Origin of the sequence: Absicoccus intestinalis, assembly GCF_033971885.1 — a bacterium.
Lineage (GTDB): Bacteria > Bacillota_I > Bacilli_A > Erysipelotrichales > Erysipelotrichaceae > Absicoccus > Absicoccus intestinalis.
Map to the genome: position 1 here is coordinate 78,126 of NZ_JALBUS010000001.1, position 21,894 is coordinate 100,019.

Sequence of the window (21,894 nt, forward strand, 5' to 3'; positions counted from 1 at the left end):
CATTCGAAAGGTATATTCCGACTTATATAATATAACACAACTAAATAGCTTAGAACATGAAATCTGATTGAACTTGTTCTAAAAAAGGTGTAAAAGCACTTGGAATCGCATACAATGCATCAATTTCTGTCAATGTATGAAAATTTTCATCTTCCCAATCCACAAAGACTAGACTGGCTTCCATATGCCATTCCACATGGCTGAAAATATGCGTATACGGTCTGAGTGGAATTTCTTTCTCATATTTTACTGGCTTTTGTTCATCAAATCCATACAATCCATACAACAACCCTTTTTCTTTTCGCTTCACGATCCGAAGCTTATTTTGATACACCCAGATATAAAGATGTTTCTGTTCGATCCGTCGCGGTTTCGGTTTGGACAGTACCGGCAATGAACCCGGATCCTCTGTTTGACAATAACTACGAATGGGACATTGTTCACACCGTGGTTTTTTAGGGATACAAACCAAAGCACCCAGTTCCATCAAGGCTTGATTGTAGTCGGAAATATGGTCTTCATCCGGCAAACTGGCTTCTACTTTCGCATTGACTTGTTTCTTGCCCGCACTCTTTTTCATATCGGCATGCAGATCATACAACCGACTAAAGACACGAATCACATTGCCATCGATGGCACTGACCCGTTGATGATACGCAATCGAAGCAATCGCACCAGCTGTATACGGACCAATTCCTGGCAATTGTTCCAATTCGGCTTTGGTCATCGGCAACTTTCCGTCATATTTTTCCATACATACTTGGGCACATTTTTTCAAATTACGAGCCCGACTATAATAGCCCAGTCCTTGCCAAAGTTTATTGAGTTGTTCATCGGCTATCATGGCTAAGGCAGGAATATCCGGCACCTTTTCAATGAAACGCTCAAAATAAGGAAGCATCGCTTCAATACGTGTTTGTTGGGCCATGATCTCACTGATCCAGATTTTATACGCATCGGCATCTTGCCGAAATAATAATGGCCGTTTATGGATTCGATACCAGCCTATCAGATCTTCTTGAAAATTTGTCATGATTCCATCATAGCATTATAATACAAATATGAAAACGAACATACAAACGATATTTATTGATCTCGATAACACCCTTTATGATCACATTTCTCAAAGCGTCCCACCGTTGCATATCCAGGCTTTACATGCTTTAAAAGCCAAAGGCTATAAACTCATCATGTGTACGGGTCGACCGCCGGCTCTGGTCAAAGAGCATCATTTTGAAAACTTGATCGATTGGGATGGCTACATTACTGGTATTGGTTCCTATGTATTTGATCGAAATTTCCATACGCTGATCGATCATTCCCTTGCGGTTGATGATGTGGCCCAGATCATCCAATATGCCGAAAACCATGGATTGGGCATCATTGGTTTTGGCAAGAAAGTAAAATTTGCGACTCGATGGGATCCAAAAATCCAAGAAATGATCGACACCTTTCATTTTAAAGACGTTAAAATTCACCCTTGGCATCCGGCTGATCACTTATCCAATTTATTGTTGCGACCCAAAGATCCGCTTCGCCCCATTCCGGAATTGGATACGATGCCCGGTATTGTCCCCATCTATATGAAAAATTGGGTAGAAATTCGCGCCCATGGTATCTCTAAATATAAAGGTATCGAAACCTTGATGGCTCATTTTCATGAACCCATCAATCAATATCTGGCCTTTGGTGATTCGGCCTTGGATATGGAAATGTTGGATCGTGCTGAAATCGGTGTCGTTATGGCCAATGGCGAATCCCAATTAAAAAGACTACCAGGCATTCAAATTGCACCGAGTTGCCATGATGGTGGCATTTATACATGGTTAAAGGAAAATGAATGGATATGAAAATCGCATTGATACAATCGTATGTGGATAGGGATGTTGAAAAAAATATTCAAAACATGGCCAACCAGCTCAAACAATGTAAAGAAGCCGACATCGTTCTCTTACCAGAAATGTGGACAGTTCCTTATGAAAATAAAGCGATGAAAGCTTCCATTGTTTATCAATCGGAAGCAATGGATCTTTTACAGAAAATGTCCCATCAAAATCATCAACGCATCATTGGTGGAACCATGGCCGAAAAAGCAGGCAGCTCTATCTATAATACCTGTTTTGTGTATGATAAAGGACAATTGGTTACTTCCTATCGCAAGATGCATCTGATGCATTTTCATGGACGAATCGACTATACCGAAGCGGATGTCTTTCGTCCAGGCAATCAATTTTGCGTGGTCGATCATATGGGCATCCTCGTATGTTACGACATTCGCTTTTGTGAACAAGCTCGCATCTTGGCTATACATGGCGCCAAGATCTTATTTGTTCCGGCGGCTTTCAATCAAGCCGTTGGCAAAGCCCATTGGGACATCCTATGTCGAACGCGTGCATTGGAAAACGAAGTCTTTCTTTGTGCGGTCAATCCAGCCTATACGTATCAAAACTATACAAGCTATGGGCATTCGATGATCGTGGATCCCAATGGTCAAAAAATCATGGAAATGGATGAAAAACCAGGCATTGCGATGGCCGATATTGATCTAGACCAAATGGATCGCATTCGTCATCGTATGCCCTTTTGGCAAATTCGCCGAACCGATTTATACACATGTGAGGAGAAAGAAAATGAAATGGATCGAATGGAATGAAATTTCTGGCTTTCGTATTGGCCATAGCCAAGACAAAGAAGGCGGTACAGGGTGCACAGTCATTCTTTGCCCCCAAGGTGCCACAGCCGGTGTAGAAGTACGAGGTGGTGGTCCTGCCACTAGAGAAACGGATTTATTAAATCCTAAAAATATGGTCCAAAAGATCCATGCCGTCACGTTATCGGGTGGTTCAGCTTTTGGTTTGGAAGCCGGCAGTGGTGTCATGCAGTATTTGAGTGAACACCAAATTGGCTTTGATATGAAAGGGATATACATTCCCATTGTTTGTCAGGCTTCGTTATTTGATTGTGGTTTAGGGAATCCCAAAGCGTATCCCGATAAGGCCATGGGATATCAAGCTTGTGTGAATAGTGAATCCATCGATCTATCCCAAGGCAATATCGGTGCGGGCATGGGTGCCAGTGTTGGCAAAGCGTTTGGTTTTGAAAAAGCCATGAAAACCGGGTTGGGTCATGCATGTGTCCAAGTGGATCAATTAAAAGTTGGCGCTATTGTTGCCCTCAATGCGTGTGGCGACATTTATCAAGCCAATTCCACCAAATGGTTAGCCGGTGCTTATGATCGAAAAAAAAGGAAACCCATCTATACAGTGGATGCCTTGATCGATGGGATGGAAAATCAATCCAATGCCCATGAAAATACGACCATTGGTTGTATTTTCACCAATGCGGATCTCAATAAAGCCCAGATGAATAAAGTGGCTTCCCTGAGTCACAATGCGTATGCCCATTGTATTCATCCCGTAGCTACTTCCAATGATGGTGACACCATCTTTGCGATGGCCACCAACGAAGTTGTAGCTGACATGGATCTTGTTGGCCTGCTTGCCATCAAAGCCATGGAAAAGGCCATTGAAAAAGCAGCATTGTATGCCAATGCTGCCTATGATCTTTTCAGTGCAAGCGATGTTTAACCCAAAGCATCGCTTTTTTCTATGGCACATTGTGGTGTGCGGCGAATTTCGAATTCCACACCACATTCTTTTAATTTTCGAAAGACGGCTTGATCATTTTCGTCGATCGCCACCGTTGTGGCAATGCGATGTTTACCTTTGGCCATATGCATATTGCCTACATTGACTGTATGAATCGGTAGTCCACCCTTTACCAGAGTGTATACATCTTGTGGCGTTTCACAAAGAAGCATGACACGCTGATCCGATGTCGACGTCTTTAAGGCTTGGATGGTTTGTGCCAAGGTATAATAGCGCGTAAGGATGGATGCAGGCGCTGCCATCTTCATCAAACTTTGACGCAGACTATCACCAGCTACAGCATCATTGGCTACCAATACGACATCGGCTTGCACATAACTACACCATTCTGTTACGATTTGTCCATGGATCAAGCGATTATCGATCCGGGTCAATACAATTTGTGCCATCTCATTTCCATGCCCTTCCACGTGCATAGGTTTGCACGACATCATAATTATCGGCTAAAACGACAATGTCGGCATCATAGCCAGCACATAATTTGCCTTTGCGATCATCTACGCCTAAGGCTCGGGCTGGATTGATCGTACATGCATTGATCGCGTAGTCAAAAGGCACTTGCGCTTGTTCTACAACCACTTGAAGACCGCGATTGATCCGCAAAGTACTCCCCGCTAAGTTACCGGCTTGTACAAGATGGGCACTACCATCGGGATAGACTTCAATTTCATGGCCACCAAACAGATGACGACTACCGACAGGACAGCCTTTCGCATTTAACCCATCCGAAATTAGAATGATTCCATCGCGTCCTTTGCTCATAAATAAATCATTGATGGCAGCTGGATCAACATGTCGACCATCACAGATCAATTCGGCATAGACATCACGAAAACGCAGGGCTGCACCAACAAGGCCTGGTTGACGATGATGAAAACCCGTCATGCCATTATAAACATGAGTCATCGAACGGGCGCCATTGGCAATTGCCAGACAAGCTTGTTCATAACTAGCACCAGAATGACCTTGCGAAACTAAGATGCCATGGGTTGCACAATAGTGCGTCAGGGCAAAGTCTTCATCGTGTTCACAAGCCATGGTGATAACTTTGATCAAGCCATGGGCATCGGCTTGATAGGCTTTGAACTCTTCCACATTGGGCTTTACACAATATTCTTCGGGTTGTGCGCCTTTGTGTTCCTTATCCAAATACGGTCCTTCAAAATGGATGCCTAAGATTTCTGCACCTTCATAGCCATTTTCAACCACATCGGCTACATTTTTTAAAGCTGCTGATAATACTTCATGACTTTGGGTAATGGTCGTTGGACAAAGTGCCGTTACGCCTTCATCCGTAATTTGTCGGGTCCAATGACGCAATCCTTCGGGATTGGCATCATTGGTATCAAAAGTATACGCTCCATGCGTATGTTGATCGATAAAGCCAGGAACAATGCGTTGATCTTCATAATCGACATCAACGCTCTTTTGTCCATATGCATAAATTTGTTTGATCTTTTGATCTTCGATTTCAATTTGTGCTGGCATGAAAATATTTTGGATCCAGACACGTTTACTTTGAATGATCATAAGAAAACCTCCCTATAATTTCAAGTCTTTTTTGCTCCTGGTTCTATTATAGCGAAAAATGGTCTGGATAGAAAGAGACCAAAAAAAGGAGCAAGTGTATGGTCTTGCTCCTTATGCTTTACTTTTCCAAGTGAAACGCTTCCCTTTTCTTTTCCTCAAATTCTTCTTGGGTGATGATTCCCAAATCCAGCATTTCCTTGAATTTTTTCATGAATTCAAAAGGATCGGTTGGCAAATCATCGAAAACAAAGGTGGAAAAAGAGTTTTTTTTAGGTTGCCTTTGTTTTTCTTTGATTTGATCGACGGCATGTTCCAGTTTCTTTGTATAGAGTTTATTATACGGAATGACGATCGACTTCTTCTGATATTGAAAGGAAAAGGTCGCAAAGTTGGCAAACATTTGTTTATACGATAGTTCAAAATGACTCATATCTGTATAGGCATAAACTTTTTTTGAACCATCTCGTTCTTTGACGACCAATTTTTCATCATCAAAATAGAGCGTAGGCAATTTGAGCGTGCCTTCAATTTCAAACTCCACAATGTCTGCCTCCTTTTCTTTTATAGATAATTCATATCACATGAACTATCGGTGACAAAGAGCACAAGTGCATCTTCTTGATCACCGGCTCCATGCCATTGTTTGGTCTTGGCATCAAACCAGACAAAATCACCTGGTTTATACGAACCTTGATTGGTTTCCAACGTTCCTTCTAGAACATAGAAACCATGGCCACAATGATGCCAATGCCAAGGAATGATCGTTCCTTTATCATAGCGGATCTTTTTTATCAACCCACCATGCCCATCTTCGTGGAAGGTAAACTGATGCATCAGTTTACCTGTTTGTGAATTGTTGTGGGGGAATTGATTGACATCGACTTGGAAATATTCATGGATGCCTTCTTTTTCCATACACTTTCACCTATTTTCTTACAATTTGAATGACGGTACCGACATGGATCTCAGGCAATGGCTTTTTTTCAACATACATACTGCCAGGCATTTCCGGTGTCGTATCACCGCTGAAACGGATCGTGCAGTGTCCTAAGCCTGTCAAAGTAACGGGGGCTTCATCCCCAATGCTCGTGATCGTATATTCTTGATCATCAAAGCGGAGTACATCGCCTGCTTTGATCTGCCCATTGATCGGATTGACATCAACGGCATAGCAGTAGTCTTTTAATTCGGCGGGTGCACTATCACCAAAGATGATCAGAAAGTCAGCTCCTGCAAATGCACCTACATCTTTTCCAATTGATTTTACCTGATTCTTATAAATTTCTTCCATGTCGAATTCCTTCCTTTTCTTCAATATTGTAGTATTTTATTTTTTTTAATTAATTATATCATTAAGCATACAATCCTGCACTAGCTGCAAACGCGATCAATACACGGATCCAACCAGTCAAGAATCTTGAATACATGACACTGACAACACCAACTTCAATGGTTTCTGGCTCAGCTTCTGCCAATCCCAAACCAACAGGGATGAAGTCGCAGGCTGCCTGGGTATTACAAGCGAACAATGCAGGCAATGCCATTTGAGGGGCGATGTTTCCTTTACCGATTTCAGCACCAATTAAAGTACCAACGATCTGTGCGATAACGGCTCCTGGACCTAACAAAGCTGACAAACCTGGAATGGAACAGATGATACCTAGGATCAATAATCCAAAGACGTTACCAGCTAATGGTGTCAAGATTGACGCAAACCAGTTACCAAATCCAGATCCATTGATGATACCGATCAGCAAGCTGACGAATGCCATGAATGGCAGCAATGTTGTGATACATGTCTGGATCGCATCACGTGCCGATTGATAGAAGGTGTTGACAAATTTTCCCATGCCCAAACCAATACGAGTCATCATGGATTTATTCTTTTGGGCAGCCAAGGTCTCAGATACTTTTTGATCCGCATTGAAACCATTGCCTTTTGGTTTTTCTTCTTTGGCTGGAGCAGCTTCCACAGCAGCGGCTTCGCTTTCATCAGCTAAAGAGATCTGTTTAGAAGTAACAGCTGATACATAGATATCTTCCGTGATATATTGCGCTAAAGGTCCGGATTTACCTACTGGCATGACATTGACAGTTGGGATACGTTTTTGCGGATAGATACCGCAGCGAAGGGTTCCACCACAATCGATGATGACCATCGCCAATTCATCTTCCGGTGCCGATCCATGGAAACCGTCGACAGGTTCCATACCGCTCAATTCAACGATCTTATCCAAGCATTCAGGAGGAGTTCCACCGCCTGTGATGTACATAACTTTATTTTTCTTTTCGGTTGGTTTGATCACCAATGGTCCACCAAATCCCTGTGGCCCGCGTTCAATACGAATTGCTCTTAATTTTGACATACTCTTGCTCCCTTGCTATTATTCTTGACCCATTTTGTCAAAGCTACGATTTAACTTGATGCCTTGTTGTTTTTCAACATATTTTGTTGTGAATTCTGTTGCCCATCCAGAGATGAAGTTGGCAACCCATCCTACTAATAGATAACGAACAGCCAATGGCGTTGCATCCAATCCCAATTTAGTGACACCATTCGCAATTCCCAAGTAAATGAACAACTCGGAAGCGTTGATGTGAGGGAAGATACCGCTGTTGGTATGGCAGTGATAACTTGCGGATGCATAATAAGCTGGCTTGTAGAATTCTGGCAAGAATTTACCAATTGACAATGCAACCGGGTTACCTAACATAAATGCGGAAATAAATGGCAATACAAAGTAACGTAATACCGGATTCTTTCCACAAACCTTAGCGACCTTGTCTACCGATTCCTGACCGGCTAAAGCGATGATGGCATTCATCAATACCAACAGCATTACGACTGTCGGGATGATACCGGTAACCCACGATGTAAATTGCTGTCCACCTAATGCGAACAAATTCATAAAACCTTTTGCGAAACTAACAATTGCGTTCATATTTCTCTACCTTTCCGTCAATCTGTTGACTTGTTTCTGGCAAAGGCGAGCTTCAGCTTCTGCGCTGGACTTGGTGCATCCGGAATTGGTTCACCAGCTACATATTTGGAATACGTCAAAGCGGCATCCTCCACGGCTTTTCGCAAATTCCGATGTGACTTGGGTACCATCTCGCGACTTAGATCTCGCACATAGATACCTTCAAATCCAGGAAAATCTTTTACTTTGGCCAGGAACGTTGTTCCCTCGATCTTCTTGCTTTGCTGAATCACACCATTGTCATCTATTTGGAACATGACGATGGCTCCTGCAAAGAATCCGCCCGATTTTCGACCGACAACCACCTTACCTTTTCGTCGCAGAGCTACAAACTCTTTATTGAACTGTGACATTTGTTTTGAGCTCAATACAAACTGAATGACAAATGCGATGCCAATCACCAATGCATATAACCAGATCATCATGTTTCCTCCTTTTTAAATTCTATCCGCGTGATTTACCGCCGGAAATATTGTATGTCGTACCTGTGATATAACTTGCACGATCCGATACTAAGAATGCAACCAGGTTGCCGACTTCATCCAATTTTCCATCACGTCCAAGCGGTACCTGTTTACTGTAATCGGTTGAAAGATCTTCCGGTTTCACACCGCGTGTATACGCTAATGCTTCGTTATACGCTGGAGTACGAAGTCCGGTTGCTTCCATGATACCAGGTGCACAGGCTACGACGCGAACGCCATATTTACCAAGTTCTTTTGCCCAGGAACGAGTGAAGCTGTCACAAGCACCCTTTGTAGCGGAATAAGCACTTTGTCCCTGGCTTCCTTCTTTACCGGATTCACTGGACATATTGACGATGGCTCCATGTCCTTGTTTGATCAATTCACGAGCAACGGCTTGAGCGACCAAGAACAAACCTTTGACATTGACGGCAAACATTTGATCGAATGTTTTCACATCCAGTTCATATTCCGGATGTTCACCTTTGACATCGACCAGCAATCTTGGTTTATTGATACCGGCATTGTTGACCAAGCCATCAATGTGTCCATATTTATCCAATACCGCTTTTGTCATCGCATTGACACTGTCTGGATCAGTGACATTGCATTGTACACAGTAAGCGCCATCTTTTTCTTCACCGGTTTTGACTGTCAAATCAACGATAACCGCTTTGGCACCGGCCTTGACCAATGTAGTGACTACATGGTTTCCGATACCGGAAGCACCACCCGTTACGATAATAACTTTATCCTCTAAACCTAACCAACTTTCTGACATATTCTCCTCCTTTTTGAACGCCTCAGGTTCTGTTTACACGCATATCATAGGCGAGAAACCCCTTTCATTTAATGCGTTCCTTTTCCAAGAAAAAGAAAGAAAATAGGTCACCTCTTTTCCAAATTTGCGAAATTCATTAATACACCTTTTTGCATTTTGGATGAAAAATCCTAATTTAACAACCCACCTTTAGTTTATTATATAGTTAAGTAAGAGAGTGGAGGACTTGTATGAAGAGTTTATTTGGCGATAACCGACAAGCGGATATCTTATCTTTAATGCGTGGTGGTACAAGCCTTTCTATTGATTTATTAGCGCAAAAACTGAGTGTATCGGATCGTACGATTCGCAATGACATCAAGACTATCAATGAAACCTTAGGAGATAGTGGCATCATCGAAACCGATCAGGGCATTTGTAGCTTGCGCATCTTTGATGTGGATTCCTTCCAAACCGCCTATAGTCATATTATTGCGACCGATGATCTGATGAATTCACCATCACGTCGAATGGACTATATTTTTGGTAAATTGATGTTTTCTTTTTCACCGGTATTGACCGATGATCTGGCCTATGAAATGAATGTGGGCCGTACCACATTGATCAAAGACCTAAAAAAATTACGGAAAACGATTGAACCTTATAATTTATCGATCATTGGCAAGACCAGTCAGGGATTGATCCTGCAAGGGAATGAAATCAATATTCGTCGATATGTGATTGAAAACTGTTATGATGCTTTATTTAATGATTATCCCATTGATCTAGAAATATTGGATACTATCCAAAGCAATTTTACTCGTCATCCTTTTTCGGATCGCGTTCAGCAACAATTTAAGAACTATTTTATCTTGATGATGGACCGTTTTCTAAAAGGACATTTTATTGGTCATTTACCTACGTATTATTATGCTTTGGCAGCTCGTGATGGCTTCGGCTTTGTGAATACCGTGGTCGATCAAGTAGGACATTTGCTGCAAGTGGACTTCCCGATTGAAGAAAAGATCTATATGTTGATGCCAATCATTGGTATGCGAACACCAACCAATGCAGAGGAACTCTACAATATCAAATTGGATGACAGGATCACACCATTGACCGAGGAAATCACAAAAGCCATTAATGATCAATTAGATATTCAAATTGATACCTATGAATTCACCGAAGAATTTATGTATCATTTGATGTTTATGATCAATCGCTTGCGCTATGGTATCAAAGTGGAAAATCCACTGATTGAAGAAATTCAGAAAAAATATCCTATTGCGTTTGAAATGGCAACCATTGCTGCGCATGTCGTCTCCAAGAAATTTAATGTTGAGATCCCACAAAGCGAAATTGGCTTTCTAGCTACCTACTTTGGGGTGTTTATCGAAGTCAATAACTTGCATCATCGCAATGAACATATGGCCTTGGTTTGTGGTTCGGGTATTGTTACGAGTCGTTTGATCATGGTTCAATTGCAACATGTTGTCGATAGTGATACACGTGTGGATACATTTACGCCCAATGAGATCGCACCCGATAAATTGAATGCTTATGATGTCGTCTTATCTACGGTACCGATTGATTTTGATCTCAATCGACCTGTCATCTATATTCGTGAAATCTTTGATGAAGATGAATTACGTTCACGCTTAAAGAAAGCTGAATATTGGCAACCCAGCAATACGAGCATGGACGATAACTGGTATGTATTAGCCAATTTATTAAAAGAAGAAAACTTCTTTGACTTGAGTGATTATGATACCTATACATCGGCTTGTGATTTCATGATGGATTGTTTGATTGATGAAGGATCCGTCGATGCAGGCTTTAAAGAACGCATGCATGATCGTGAGAAAAAAGGAACGATGATCTTTGGTCATCTGCTGGCCTTACCTCATACCATTCAAACAATCAGTAATGAATTGGTCATTGCGTTTGGAATTTTCTCGCATCCTGTGGATGATGTTCAAATCATCATTCTATTGGGTCTACCAAAGAATGTTGAAGAAAACGATAAATTGCTGATTCGGATCTATGATGAGATCATGACCATCGTCAAGGATGATGATTTGATCCAAAAGATCACGCAATGCAAGACCCAACCGGAATTATTACGGGTCTTATATAAACGGATTTGAAGCAGACAACTGCTTCTTTTTCTTTGAAAATAAGCTATAATTTTGTCAAGAAAAGAGGGAGTTATATGGCTCAAATCGATAAAAAAAAGGCAATGAATATGTATCGAAAAGTACAAGATGAATTGCCGAAACAAACCAAAGCGCATTTGGAAACATTCAATGATGGTGTGATTGCCATATATATCACCATCATGGCCCTGGAACTTCCCTATCCGCATGGCGATGTATCGTTCCATTCGTTTCTGGGCACCATCTTGATCTTTTTTATCAGCTTTTTTGTGATTGCGAACTTCTGGTACGATATCCATCGCACCTTTTTGACCTTGGATACAGCCGATCATAGCATCGTCGTCGTTGATTTCATCTTGTTGGCATTTTTAGCCTTGATCCCGGTCATGACCAAATGGGTCATGCACACTTCTACAGAAGCATCCGTGATTGGTTATGGCATCTTATATCTTTTGGTTTCGTTGCTGGAATTGTTGCTTTTTTATATGGCACACCACCAACGATTCAATGAATATATCCACTATTTCCGTACATTTTTATTTCTTCGTACCGGTAGTGTCCTTTTGATCAATCTCGTCTTGATTGGTTTGGCCACACAATATCCAAAAGAAGCGATGGTTCTCTATTTATTGTTGCCTATCATTTCTTTCTTTTTTCCCCAATTTCGTTTGAAACGAAGAGTTCATAACCACATCACAAAAAAAGGCGGATGATAATGATGTACCCGCGATTGAATGGCCGCATTCATGGAACTCATGATTGCAGACCTTTTTTCTATTCGAAGTAAATTTGTCGAATATAATCGACAAATTTACTTTATTTTTGTCGATTATATTCGACAAATTTCATATAATAAGAGAAGAGGTATATATCATGAATCACGAAATACTAAAACGAATCATTGCGGAACAACATGTAGTCATTTCTCATGCGACGATCATCCAAAGAGAATATCGATTTGAAGAAAATGCAAACTATATATTAACGGGTATGCGTCGAGCTGGAAAATCAACATTAATGTATGATAGGGTCCAAGATTTGATTCAAAAGGGGGTGAAATGGAATCAAATTATCTATATCAACTTTGAAGATGAACGTCTTGCAGAATTTCGCATGGAAGATTTTAACGATATTGTTGAAACGGCTGCCGAACTAACAACACGAACCCCTTACTACTTTTTAGATGAAATTCAGAATATCGAAGGTTGGGAACGTTTTGCACGAAGAATGGCAGATATGAAAGCACATATGTATATTACCGGAAGTAATGCAATCATGTTAAGTCGAGATATGGAAGCACGATTAGGCGGTAGGTATCTATCCCAAAATATCATGCCTTATAATTTTCGAGAATATGTAACCGCAAGAAATATTTCTTATGATATGGCATTGTATACATCGAGTGATATTGGTAAGCTTCGTCAATCGGCCAATGATTTTATGCATGAAGGAGGATTGCCTGAATCGCTATTATATCTGGACAAACGGCCATATATAGAAGGAATTTATCAAAAAGTTCTACTTGGTGATATTGCCGGAAGAAATGGGATTCGAAATGAAATGGGGTTGCGGATCCTGATGAAAAAGATTGCAGAAACCGTATGTAGTGAAATGTCCTATACAAAACTGTATAATACCCTAAAAAGCATTGGTCTTCGTATGAGTAAAGATACTGTTATTTCTTATATTCAATATGCGAAAAATGCATATTTGATTTTTTCTGTACAAAATTATTTTGCACGATTTGTTGAAAAAGAAAGTATTCAACGATTCTATTTTTTGGATAATGGCTTTTTAAATTTATTTGTAGATGACAACAATACCGCTCTTTTAGAAAACTTGGTTGCGATTACTCTTTTACGAATGTATGCCCATCCTATTTATTACTTAAAATCTTCTAAAACGGGTATTTATATTGACTTTTTTGTACCTTCAACACAGACTGCAATCCAAGTGGCTTGGAGCATTCAAAATCTAGATACACGAAAAAGAGAAGTCGATAATTTAGTGAAATTGGTACAGCATTTTCATGAAGCTCAATCTTACTACATCATCACTCATGAAGAGGAAGAAACCATTCAAGTGAAAGGAATAACGATCCAAGTGATCCCTCTCTATCGTTTTTTGCTCAAAAAAAGGTAGAGAATGACTTCTCTACCGTATGGCCTCAACCATGGAATGCACATAGGCTTCCACCTGATCGGGGGCTTCTTTTCCATATTTCGCAATGATCTTGATGATGGCCGAACCGACAATGGCCGCATCTGCTTTTTCGGTCATCTTTTTGGCTTGTTCCGGCGTTGAAATACCAAAACCAATCCCACAAGGAATATCACTCACATGACGAACAATATCGACCATTTCATTGACATTGGTCGTGATCTTAGAACGCGTTCCTGTCACACCTAGACTGGATACACAATACAAGAAGCCTTGGGCATCTTCGGCAATCATCTGGATACGATCATGACTGGTTGGTGCAATCATGCGGATAAAATCCAATCCATATTGATGACATACCGTTTCAAATTCATCTTTTTCTTCATAGGGTACATCCGGTAAGATGATCCCGCTCATATCCGTATCCACCATCTTTTGACAAAATTTTTCGGTACCATAATGGAAAACCACATTGGCATAGGTCATGAAGACCATGGGAATGGATGTTTCTTTACGAACTTCTTTGATCATTTCAAAGACATCATCGGTCGTACATCCGTTGGATAAGGCTCTTTCATTGGCTTCCTGAATGACCGGGCCTTCTGCCGTTGGATCGGAGAAAGGAATACCCAATTCAATCAGATCACATCCTCCTTTTTCTAAAGCTTTGATGATCTTTTTGGTGGTGTCAAGATCTGGATCGCCACAAGTCACAAAAGCCACAAAGGCTTTGCCATGATCAAAGGCTCTTTCTATATTTTTATTCATAAATCTCCTTTCCGCGATAGCGTGCCATCGCTGCGACATCTTTATCCCCGCGACCCGAAATCGTAATGACCACGATCTTATCTTTTGGCAAGGTTGGAACCAATTTTTGGGCATAGGCTACGGCATGTGCACTTTCAATGGCAGGAATGATTCCTTCGGTGCGTGATAGATATTCAAACGCATCAACCGCTTCATCATCGGTGATCGGTACATATTGTGCTCGACCCATATCGTGCAGCATCGCATGTTCCGGACCAATGCCAGGATAATCCAAACCAGCACTGATGGAATAAACCGGTGCAATCTGACCATATCTATCCTGACAGAAATACGACTTCATACCGTGGAAAATACCTAAACTTCCGGTTGCGATGGTAGCTGCTGTATCTTTGGTATGTATACCACGACCCGCTGCTTCACAACCAATCAATTGGACTTGTGGATCATCAATGAAATGATAGAAAGAACCAATCGCATTGGATCCACCACCGACACACGCAATGACAGCATCTGGTAAGCGTCCTTCTTTTTCTAACATCTGTGCTTTGATTTCTTTGGAGATAACCGCTTGAAAATCACGCACGATTGTTGGGAATGGATGAGGTCCCATGACCGAACCCAATACATAATGCGTATCATCAATGCGTGAAGTCCAATCACGGAAAGTTTCATTAACGGCATCCTTTAACGTTCCGGTTCCAGATTTAACAGGATGGACTTTGGCACCCAATAATTCCATACGATAGACATTCAATGCCTGTCGTTCGGTATCTTTTTCACCCATAAAGATTTCACATTCCATGCCCATCAAAGCAGCAACGGTTGCAGTTGCGACACCATGTTGACCAGCACCGGTTTCGGCAATGACACGGGTCTTTCCCATTTTCTTTGCCAACAAACACTGACCTAAACAATTGTTGATCTTATGGGCACCGGTATGATTGAGATCTTCTCGTTTCAAATACACTTTGGCACCACCGAGATCTTCAGTCATATGTTTCGCATAATACAAACGCGAAGGTCGTCCGGCATATTCATTCAACAAGGTTTCCAGTTCTTGATTGAATTCTGGATCATCTTTATATTTATTGTAGGCTTCTTCTAATTCAATAACGGCATTCATGAGGGTTTCCGGAATATATTGTCCTCCATGAATTCCAAATCGTCCTTTACTCATAATTTTCTTCCTTTCTGTACACACATTCGTATTTTATTGGCATCTTTGACTCGATTGGTTTCTACCCCACTCGATATATCGATGGCATAAGGGTGAACCGTTTGAATGGCTTGTTCAATATTGGTTTCATCCAATCCACCCGCTAGAAAAAAGGCACGATCCATGGCTTGGATCATTTGCCAATTAAAGGTTTGGCCACTTCCCTTGCCACTATCTAATAATACATAATCAGCACTGCTTTGCGCGGCTTTTTCTAGATCCTCTTCATTATGGATCTCAAAGGCTTTGATGATGGGACCAAAGGATTTGAGATATTGAATATCCGCTTCCGTTTCCTGACCATGTAACTGGGCCATTTGAATGACTTTTCGTGTCAATAAATCACGAATGACTTCGTTGTCTTCATTCACAAACACGCCAACGGAAATGATATCTGGATCCAATTGTTTGGTGAGTTTCTCTACTTCTTCTATATCCAATGAACGAAAGCTTTTGGGAAAGTCAATGATAAAGCCACCATAATCCGGCTTATAGGTATTGACCATTTCAATATCGGCTTGTCTACGCAAACCACAAATTTTAATCTTGGCCATACTTTAACCTTTCCAACATCGCTTTCTTGTCGACTGCTTTCATCATGGTTTCCCCAATCAATACCGCATTGACTTGGGCATCTTCTAATTTTTGAATATCCACATGATTTTTGACGCCGCTTTCAGCGACAAATAAACAATCGGAACCCACTTGTTGGCGCAAACGCAAACAATTGGTCGAATCCACGGAGAAGTTTCTTAAATTCCGGTTGTTGACGCCAATAATCTTGGCTCCTACCGCTTTCGCAATTTCTACTTCCTTTTCATCATGACATTCTACCAATGCATCCATGCCTAAGGATTCTGCCAATTCGAAATACGCTTTGATTTCATCCGGATCCAAAATGGATACAATCAATAAAACAGCACTCGCCCCATACATCTTGGCTTGATAAATCATATACGGATCGATCGTAAAATCTTTTCGTAAACAAGGAATAGAAACAGTCGAACTGATTTCTTGTAGATAATCTAATTTTCCTTTAAACCATTGGGGTTCGGTCAAGACCGAGATCGCATCGGCGCCGGCTTGTTCATAGTCTTTCGCAATCTCTACATAGGGAAAGACATCCACAATTTGTCCTTTGGATGGAGAAGCTTGTTTACACTCACAAATAAAGGATATGTCCGGTTTGGCTAAGGCTTGATAAAAGGAATGATTTCCCATCGGCATGGCTTCGGCCTGGGCTTTAACTTGATCAAGGGAAACTTCGGCTTTTTCTTTTTCGACTCGTTTTCTTGTCGCTGCAGCAATTGTTTCTAAGATATCAGGCATTGGAAACCTCAATCAATTTCTCTAAGGTTGCCAATCCTTTCTTTTCGGTAATGATCTGATCCGCCAATTGAACGCCCTCTTCCATGGAAGCGGCTTTTCCATAGATATAGAAACCAAGACCAGCATTCATACAAACGATATCACGTTTTGGTCCTTGGATCTGATTTGCTAGGATATCCTTGGTCAATTGCGCATTTTCAGCTGGCGTACTACCGACAATGTCTTCTTTGGAAGCGCGTTGGAAGCCAAATTGTTCCGGAGTAATGGTGCTGGTTCGATAGAAGCCATCGCGAATTTCACAAACCAGTGTAGGCGCCGAAATGCTTATTTCATCCAATTTGTCCATACCATAAACGACAAAGCCGCGTTCAACGCCTAACTTGGTCAACACTTTTGCGACCGGTTCGACTAAATATTGATCATAGACGCCCAATAAGAAATAATTTGGTTTACTTGGATTGGTCAATGGACCTAAGATATTGAATACGGTACGGAATCCTAATTCTTTACGGATGGCACCGACATATTTCATCGAGGTATGATATTTCTGCGCAAAGAAGAAGCACATGCCAACTTTTTCTAAGAGTTCTTTGGCCTTGGCTGGATCTTGTTGGATATTCACACCCAAAGCTTCTAAACAATCGGCCGTACCAGATAAGGAACTAGCGGCACGATTGCCGTGTTTAGCTACCTTGACACCACCGCTAGCTAAAACAAGTGCAGCCGTAGTAGAAATGTTGAAACTATGGGCCCCATCTCCTCCGGTTCCGACAATATCCATCACATCCATATCGCCGCGATCAAAGGGAATGGCTTTTTCCCGCATGGCTTGGGCACAACCACTGATTTCATCGATGGTTTCCATATGTGCACTCTTGGTGGATAGGGCAGCCAAGAAGGCGGCATTTTGAACTTGTGACGTTTTTCCTGACATGATCTCATTCATGACGGTATAGGCCTCGTCATAGGTTAAATCTTCTTTTCTTACAATTTTTTCAATCGCTTCTTTGATCATTTTGTTTGTCCTCCAATCATTGAAATAAACTGTTTGATAAATAAAGGTCCGTCGGGTGTCATCACACTTTCGGGATGAAATTGAAATCCATATAGTGGATAGTTGACATGTTTGATAGCCATGATCTCGTCATCCTCACTTTTGGCTAAAACTTTGAGTTCTTTGGGCAAGGTATCGGCTTGGATCGATAAGCTATGGTATCGAGCCGCAGGAAATTGTTTCAATCCACCAAATATCGGATCCTCTTGGATCACATGGATGGTGTCCTGTTTACCATGCATGAGTTGTTTGGCATACGTGATCGTGGCGCCAAAGGCTTGGGCAATGGCTTGATGTCCTAAACAAATGCCTAAGATGGGAATGTTTGGATAAAAGGTTTGGATCATATCGATACAGATTCCGGCATCTTCGGGTCGTTTGGGACCGGGGGATAACACAATGGCATCGGGACGGTCCGCTTTGATCGCATCCAGGGTGATTTCATCGTTTCTGGCCACTTGGATATCCGAACATTCGGAACCGATCCATTGATACACATTGTAGGAAAAACTATCGTAATTATCGATCAATAAAATCATTCAAATCCCTCCTGTGCTTGTTGGATTGCCTGAACAACGGCTTTGGCCTTGTTTTGGCATTCGCGATATTCGTTTTCAGGTATACTGTCGGCAACAATACCCGCTCCTGAACGAATACAAATTTCGTGATCTTTTTTATACACCAAACGAATGGCAATGCAAGTATCTAAGTTACCAGTAAAATCGATGTAGCCGATGGCTCCTCCATAGATGCCTCGTTTGGAATGTTCCAATTCATCGATGATCTCACACGCTCGAAATTTTGGGGCTCCTGATAAGGTGCCAGCGGGCAAGATGGAATCGAGTGCATCTAAGGCATCGAGATCTGGACGAATGGTACCGGTCACGGTTGAACCAATGTGCATGACTTGACTAAAGCGTTCAATGGCCATGTATTTATCGACCGATACACTGCCAATTTTGGCAATGCGACCAATATCATTACGACCAAGATCGACCAGCATATTGTGTTCGGCTCGTTCTTTTTCATTCGCTAAGAGCGCTCGTTCCTTGGCTTTATCTTGAGCGGGTGTCTTACCGCGTGTGGTAGTACCGGCTAAGGGAAAAGTAAATAAGGTATCATTTTCTAATTTCGCCAAGGTTTCTGGACTGGCTCCCGCCATTTCCATATCTTCACTGGAAAAATAGAACATATATGGGCTGGGATTGGACGTGCGCAAGACGCGGAAGGTATCAAATAAAGATCCAGTGGCTTTGGCACGCATGGGATTGGACAGCACAACTTGGAAGATATCCCCTTCGTGAATATAGTGTTTAGCCGTATTGACCATGTCTTCAAATTCACGTTCGGTACATTCGCCATGAATGTCTTCTTCCAAATGAATGGGGGCAAATTGTTTTTTCTTCCCTGTTTTTAATACCTTTTTCATGGCTGCCAATTTCTGGATGGCTTGTGAATAGGAGGCTTCCAAATCCGAGGTAAAGACACCGGTCATCAAGATGATCTTTTGTTTATAGTGATCAAAACAGATGACCGAATCAAACAACATGACGTCCATATCTTTAAAATCGGTATCGTGGTGATGGAGCTTCAATTTGGGTTCACTATATTTGATATAGTCATAACTGAAATAACCGACCAGTCCGCCGCTAAAGGGTGGCAGCCCTTCAATTTTGGGACTGGTATATCGTTCCATGATCTTTCTTAATTCATTTTTGGGATGAGCTGTTTGAAATTGCTCATCTATCGTTCCATCGAGGGAGCGAATATGCATATTTCCATCGGTGCATGTGATTTCCATGGTGGGATCATAGCCCAAAAAAGAATAACGACCCCATTGTTGATCTTGACTTGCACTTTCAAGTACATAGGTATGCTTCGATACATTACGCAAAATTTGAAGAACTTGAACAGGGGTATACATATCGGCGAAGATCTCGGTGCATAAAGGAACGCGTCGATAGTCTTTCGCATACGATTGAATTTGTGCAAAGCTAGGATACATTGGTTTTACCTCCTAAATAAAAAACTCGTCCGATAGAAAAAAACTATCAAGGACGAGTGAATAGACCCGCGGTGCCACCTTGTTTTACAAGTTATCACCTGTACACTTAGAGAATCCCAACAGATTCTTGATCGTTGACGCCGATCCTACGTCATAGAATACTCAGCATTGCTTTTGACTATGCCCTCAGCGGTCCATTTGCGAAATTGTTACCATCTGGCTTGCACCGTCCCAGACTCGCTTTGGCACATCTTTTCGTTTGATCTCCGCCTCATCGGTTTCTTTGTGAAAATATCGTAACATATTTTCAATGATTTTCAAGAATTATTTTCAGAAATAATGTAAAGAAATGCTTTACACACTTTTTGCATCTTTTCTGGTGTCAATTGGGCATAGTTGATCAAAAACGTATGGGTATCATAGGGTTTTTGATAATAATCCGATAGCGCATGGATCTGAATCGAGGCCGCATGCATGTGTTCGATGATCTGCGCATCGGAAAGGTTTGTTTTTAATTGTAAAAGAAAATGCAAGCCGGATTCATTTTCAATGATGGCAACGGGTAGGTCCGATTGTTTGATCGTGGTCATGATTTGTTTACGTAAACGACCATAATACAATCGCATGCGATTGATGTGTTTTTCAAAATAGCCTTCGTTTAGAAAAGCCGCCAGAGTATATTGTTCAAAATTGGATACTGTACACGCATAAAAGGATAATTCTTGATAATACCGTTTGGCTAAAGAGAGTGGTAAGACCATATAACTGATTCGAATGGTTGGACTCAAAGATTGCGAAAAGGTATTCATATAAATGACGCGATCACTTTCGTCCATACTGAATAAGGTAGGTAATGGTTTGCCATGACGGCGAAATTCACTATCGTAATCGTCTTCAATGATGTAGCGATGAGATTGTTGATTGGCCCAGGCTAGAATTTCATAGCGACGAGGTGTAGGCATCCGAATACCGGTTGGAAATTGATGGTTGGGAGAAATATGAACAATATTGGCTTTGGTTTTCTGTAATTGTTCCATGGATAGGCCTTGATGATCCAATCCAGCATAACAGATAGAAACATCTTGTTTTTGATAGATCTGGGATAAGCGAGGATAGCTTGGATCTTCCAAACAAATGGTTTGATTTCTTCCCAACAATTGGATCAATAAGCCATAGAGATATTCCGTTCCCGCGCCGACAATGATTTGATTGGGATCGACCATCATATTGCGAAACGACTGTAGATGGGAGGCAATCGCCTTTCGCAAAATCAAGGTACCGGCACTTTCTGAGCGTTTCAATAAAGCATCCGCTTGTTCATTGTAGATGCGACGCGAAAGTTTCGCCCAATTGGACATAGGAAAATGCATGGTGCCATTCCCGGATAGATCGATCTCATAAACAGGAGATGGTTTCACCAAATGATAGTCTAATGAAACCGGGCTGGCATGAGGAACATTGGAAAGGGGTGACACAAAATAGCCTCGTTTGGGTTGGGTATAAACATATCCTTCACTAATCAACTGGTCATATGCATTTTGGATCGTAATGGTACTAAGACCTTGTTGGCGGGCAAAGGATCGTTTGGATGGTAATTTTTCATGAGGTTGGAGTTTTCCTTCTACGATATCTTTTTTGATGCATTGATAGATTTGTATATACAATGGGATATTGGCTTGTTTTAAATCATAGGTCAGCATATTTGTCTCCTATCTGGTATTTTAAAATAATTATAATTTGAATATTTTTATATATCCAGAATGATAGTACCATGGGAACCATGAACAAACAAGGAGGCAGAAA

The 21,894-nt window shown here is 41.4% G+C and carries 24 protein-coding genes; 6 read left to right on the forward strand and 18 right to left on the reverse strand.

Annotated features, from left to right (window positions below; translation table 11 throughout):
* Nucleotides 1-49: 49 nt before the first annotated feature.
* A complete protein-coding gene (locus MOZ64_RS00350; RefSeq protein WP_320324636.1) occupies nt 50-1,033 on the reverse strand; it encodes an A/G-specific adenine glycosylase in 984 nt (327 codons plus the stop codon).
* Nucleotides 1,034-1,061: 28 nt separating this feature from the next.
* Between MOZ64_RS00350 and MOZ64_RS00355 the strand changes: the two genes are divergently transcribed.
* From MOZ64_RS00355 to MOZ64_RS00365, 3 genes are read left to right on the forward strand one after another with little or no spacing between them, the layout of a single operon-like run.
* Nucleotides 1,062-1,850 carry an HAD-IIB family hydrolase gene (locus tag MOZ64_RS00355; protein ID WP_320324637.1) on the forward strand — a complete coding sequence of 263 codons (789 nt, stop codon included), beginning with the start codon at nt 1,062-1,064 and terminating at the stop codon, nt 1,848-1,850.
* Complete coding sequence (locus MOZ64_RS00360) at nt 1,847-2,653, forward strand: nitrilase-related carbon-nitrogen hydrolase (protein ID WP_320324638.1); 807 nt, start codon at nt 1,847-1,849, stop codon at nt 2,651-2,653. The genes MOZ64_RS00355 and MOZ64_RS00360 overlap by 4 nt, the downstream gene beginning before the upstream one ends.
* Nucleotides 2,631-3,587, forward strand: a complete 957-nt coding sequence (locus MOZ64_RS00365) for a P1 family peptidase (protein ID WP_320324639.1) — start codon at nt 2,631-2,633, stop codon at nt 3,585-3,587. The genes MOZ64_RS00360 and MOZ64_RS00365 overlap by 23 nt, the downstream gene beginning before the upstream one ends.
* Here MOZ64_RS00365 and MOZ64_RS00370 read toward each other — a convergent pair.
* The 9 genes from MOZ64_RS00370 to MOZ64_RS00410 form a co-directional block, all read right to left on the reverse strand.
* Nucleotides 3,584-4,057, reverse strand: a complete 474-nt coding sequence (locus tag MOZ64_RS00370) for a PTS sugar transporter subunit IIB (protein WP_320324640.1) — start codon at nt 4,055-4,057, stop codon at nt 3,584-3,586. The genes MOZ64_RS00365 and MOZ64_RS00370 overlap by 4 nt on opposite strands.
* Before the next feature lies 1 nt (nt 4,058).
* Entirely contained in the window at nt 4,059-5,198 is a 1,140-nt protein-coding gene (gene nagA / locus MOZ64_RS00375; RefSeq protein WP_320324641.1) for an N-acetylglucosamine-6-phosphate deacetylase, read from the reverse strand.
* Nucleotides 5,199-5,316: 118 nt separating this feature from the next.
* The gene (locus tag MOZ64_RS00380) at nt 5,317-5,739 is read right to left on the reverse strand and encodes an SHOCT domain-containing protein (protein WP_320324642.1); all 423 of its coding nucleotides are present in this window, start codon (nt 5,737-5,739) and stop codon (nt 5,317-5,319) included.
* Nucleotides 5,740-5,759: 20 nt separating this feature from the next.
* Nucleotides 5,760-6,113: a cupin domain-containing protein gene (locus tag MOZ64_RS00385; protein ID WP_320324643.1), complete on the reverse strand. Its 354-nt coding sequence runs from the start codon at nt 6,111-6,113 to the stop codon at nt 5,760-5,762.
* A gap of 10 nt (nt 6,114-6,123) precedes the next feature.
* On the reverse strand, nt 6,124-6,489 hold the full coding sequence (locus MOZ64_RS00390) for a PTS glucitol/sorbitol transporter subunit IIA (protein WP_320324644.1): 366 nt from the start codon (nt 6,487-6,489) through the stop codon (nt 6,124-6,126).
* A gap of 61 nt (nt 6,490-6,550) precedes the next feature.
* Entirely contained in the window at nt 6,551-7,564 is a 1,014-nt protein-coding gene (gene srlE / locus MOZ64_RS00395) for a PTS glucitol/sorbitol transporter subunit IIB (protein ID WP_320324645.1), read from the reverse strand.
* A gap of 18 nt (nt 7,565-7,582) precedes the next feature.
* A complete protein-coding gene (srlA, locus tag MOZ64_RS00400; RefSeq protein WP_128519334.1) occupies nt 7,583-8,140 on the reverse strand; it encodes a PTS glucitol/sorbitol transporter subunit IIC in 558 nt (185 codons plus the stop codon).
* Nucleotides 8,141-8,157: 17 nt separating this feature from the next.
* On the reverse strand, nt 8,158-8,604 hold the full coding sequence (locus MOZ64_RS00405; RefSeq protein WP_128519333.1) for a transcriptional regulator GutM: 447 nt from the start codon (nt 8,602-8,604) through the stop codon (nt 8,158-8,160).
* 19 nt (nt 8,605-8,623) lie between these two features.
* Nucleotides 8,624-9,424 (reverse strand): SDR family oxidoreductase, encoded by an 801-nt coding sequence (locus MOZ64_RS00410; protein ID WP_320324646.1) that lies wholly within the window; start codon nt 9,422-9,424, stop codon nt 8,624-8,626.
* A gap of 230 nt (nt 9,425-9,654) precedes the next feature.
* Here MOZ64_RS00410 and MOZ64_RS00415 point away from each other — a divergent pair, with 230 nt between their 5' ends.
* From MOZ64_RS00415 to MOZ64_RS00425, 3 genes are all read left to right on the forward strand, one after another.
* Complete coding sequence (locus MOZ64_RS00415) at nt 9,655-11,550, forward strand: BglG family transcription antiterminator (protein WP_320324647.1); 1,896 nt, start codon at nt 9,655-9,657, stop codon at nt 11,548-11,550.
* Nucleotides 11,551-11,615: 65 nt separating this feature from the next.
* The gene (locus MOZ64_RS00420; RefSeq protein ID WP_320324648.1) at nt 11,616-12,272 is read left to right on the forward strand and encodes a TMEM175 family protein; all 657 of its coding nucleotides are present in this window, start codon (nt 11,616-11,618) and stop codon (nt 12,270-12,272) included.
* A gap of 160 nt (nt 12,273-12,432) precedes the next feature.
* Nucleotides 12,433-13,701, forward strand: coding sequence for an ATP-binding protein (locus MOZ64_RS00425; protein WP_320324649.1), 1,269 nt, complete (start codon nt 12,433-12,435; stop codon nt 13,699-13,701).
* Nucleotides 13,702-13,713: 12 nt separating this feature from the next.
* On the opposite strand, the gene trpA is transcribed toward MOZ64_RS00425, so the two are convergent.
* The 8 genes from trpA to pdxR form a co-directional block, all read right to left on the reverse strand.
* On the reverse strand, nt 13,714-14,487 hold the full coding sequence (gene trpA, locus MOZ64_RS00430; protein WP_320324650.1) for a tryptophan synthase subunit alpha: 774 nt from the start codon (nt 14,485-14,487) through the stop codon (nt 13,714-13,716).
* Entirely contained in the window at nt 14,480-15,664 is a 1,185-nt protein-coding gene (gene trpB, locus MOZ64_RS00435; RefSeq protein ID WP_320324651.1) for a tryptophan synthase subunit beta, read from the reverse strand. The genes trpA and trpB overlap by 8 nt, the downstream gene beginning before the upstream one ends.
* Nucleotides 15,661-16,257, reverse strand: coding sequence for a phosphoribosylanthranilate isomerase (locus MOZ64_RS00440; RefSeq protein ID WP_320324652.1), 597 nt, complete (start codon nt 16,255-16,257; stop codon nt 15,661-15,663). Before MOZ64_RS00440 ends, trpB begins: the two co-directional genes overlap by 4 nt.
* Nucleotides 16,244-17,032, reverse strand: a complete 789-nt coding sequence (gene trpC, locus MOZ64_RS00445; RefSeq protein WP_320324653.1) for an indole-3-glycerol phosphate synthase TrpC — start codon at nt 17,030-17,032, stop codon at nt 16,244-16,246. Before trpC ends, MOZ64_RS00440 begins: the two co-directional genes overlap by 14 nt.
* Nucleotides 17,025-18,047 (reverse strand): anthranilate phosphoribosyltransferase, encoded by a 1,023-nt coding sequence (gene trpD / locus MOZ64_RS00450; protein WP_320324654.1) that lies wholly within the window; start codon nt 18,045-18,047, stop codon nt 17,025-17,027. The genes trpC and trpD overlap by 8 nt, the downstream gene beginning before the upstream one ends.
* A complete protein-coding gene (locus MOZ64_RS00455; RefSeq protein WP_320324655.1) occupies nt 18,044-18,625 on the reverse strand; it encodes an anthranilate synthase component II in 582 nt (193 codons plus the stop codon). Before MOZ64_RS00455 ends, trpD begins: the two co-directional genes overlap by 4 nt.
* On the reverse strand, nt 18,622-20,091 hold the full coding sequence (trpE, locus tag MOZ64_RS00460; RefSeq protein WP_320324656.1) for an anthranilate synthase component I: 1,470 nt from the start codon (nt 20,089-20,091) through the stop codon (nt 18,622-18,624). Before trpE ends, MOZ64_RS00455 begins: the two co-directional genes overlap by 4 nt.
* A 317-nt stretch (nt 20,092-20,408) precedes the next feature.
* Entirely contained in the window at nt 20,409-21,791 is a 1,383-nt protein-coding gene (gene pdxR, locus MOZ64_RS00465) for a MocR-like pyridoxine biosynthesis transcription factor PdxR (RefSeq protein ID WP_320324657.1), read from the reverse strand.
* Nucleotides 21,792-21,894 lie beyond the last annotated feature (103 nt).

Excerpts from the sequence above, each read along its gene's own strand:
- MOZ64_RS00420 (WP_320324648.1), top strand. The coding sequence starts at position 11,616 with ATGGCTCAAATCGATAAAAAAAAGGCAATGAATATGTATCGAAAAGTA.
- MOZ64_RS00350 (WP_320324636.1), bottom strand. The coding sequence starts at position 1,033 with ATGACAAATTTTCAAGAAGATCTGATAGGCTGGTATCGAATCCATAAA.
- trpE (WP_320324656.1), bottom strand. The coding sequence starts at position 20,091 with ATGTATCCTAGCTTTGCACAAATTCAATCGTATGCGAAAGACTATCGA.
- trpD (WP_320324654.1), bottom strand. The coding sequence starts at position 18,047 with ATGATCAAAGAAGCGATTGAAAAAATTGTAAGAAAAGAAGATTTAACC.
- MOZ64_RS00415 (WP_320324647.1), top strand. The coding sequence starts at position 9,655 with ATGAAGAGTTTATTTGGCGATAACCGACAAGCGGATATCTTATCTTTA.
- MOZ64_RS00385 (WP_320324643.1), bottom strand. The coding sequence starts at position 6,113 with ATGGAAAAAGAAGGCATCCATGAATATTTCCAAGTCGATGTCAATCAA.
- nagA (WP_320324641.1), bottom strand. The coding sequence starts at position 5,198 with ATGATCATTCAAAGTAAACGTGTCTGGATCCAAAATATTTTCATGCCA.
- MOZ64_RS00355 (WP_320324637.1), top strand. The coding sequence starts at position 1,062 with ATGAAAACGAACATACAAACGATATTTATTGATCTCGATAACACCCTT.
- MOZ64_RS00440 (WP_320324652.1), bottom strand. The coding sequence starts at position 16,257 with ATGGCCAAGATTAAAATTTGTGGTTTGCGTAGACAAGCCGATATTGAA.
- MOZ64_RS00365 (WP_320324639.1), top strand. The coding sequence starts at position 2,631 with ATGAAATGGATCGAATGGAATGAAATTTCTGGCTTTCGTATTGGCCAT.
- MOZ64_RS00405 (WP_128519333.1), bottom strand. The coding sequence starts at position 8,604 with ATGATGATCTGGTTATATGCATTGGTGATTGGCATCGCATTTGTCATT.
- MOZ64_RS00390 (WP_320324644.1), bottom strand. The coding sequence starts at position 6,489 with ATGGAAGAAATTTATAAGAATCAGGTAAAATCAATTGGAAAAGATGTA.
- srlA (WP_128519334.1), bottom strand. The coding sequence starts at position 8,140 with ATGAACGCAATTGTTAGTTTCGCAAAAGGTTTTATGAATTTGTTCGCA.
- trpA (WP_320324650.1), bottom strand. The coding sequence starts at position 14,487 with ATGAATAAAAATATAGAAAGAGCCTTTGATCATGGCAAAGCCTTTGTG.
- MOZ64_RS00370 (WP_320324640.1), bottom strand. The coding sequence starts at position 4,057 with ATGGCACAAATTGTATTGACCCGGATCGATAATCGCTTGATCCATGGA.
- trpB (WP_320324651.1), bottom strand. The coding sequence starts at position 15,664 with ATGAGTAAAGGACGATTTGGAATTCATGGAGGACAATATATTCCGGAA.
- pdxR (WP_320324657.1), bottom strand. The coding sequence starts at position 21,791 with ATGCTGACCTATGATTTAAAACAAGCCAATATCCCATTGTATATACAA.
- trpC (WP_320324653.1), bottom strand. The coding sequence starts at position 17,032 with ATGCCTGATATCTTAGAAACAATTGCTGCAGCGACAAGAAAACGAGTC.
- srlE (WP_320324645.1), bottom strand. The coding sequence starts at position 7,564 with ATGTCAAAATTAAGAGCAATTCGTATTGAACGCGGGCCACAGGGATTT.
- MOZ64_RS00410 (WP_320324646.1), bottom strand. The coding sequence starts at position 9,424 with ATGTCAGAAAGTTGGTTAGGTTTAGAGGATAAAGTTATTATCGTAACG.
- MOZ64_RS00455 (WP_320324655.1), bottom strand. The coding sequence starts at position 18,625 with ATGATTTTATTGATCGATAATTACGATAGTTTTTCCTACAATGTGTAT.
- MOZ64_RS00360 (WP_320324638.1), top strand. The coding sequence starts at position 1,847 with ATGAAAATCGCATTGATACAATCGTATGTGGATAGGGATGTTGAAAAA.
- MOZ64_RS00425 (WP_320324649.1), top strand. The coding sequence starts at position 12,433 with ATGAATCACGAAATACTAAAACGAATCATTGCGGAACAACATGTAGTC.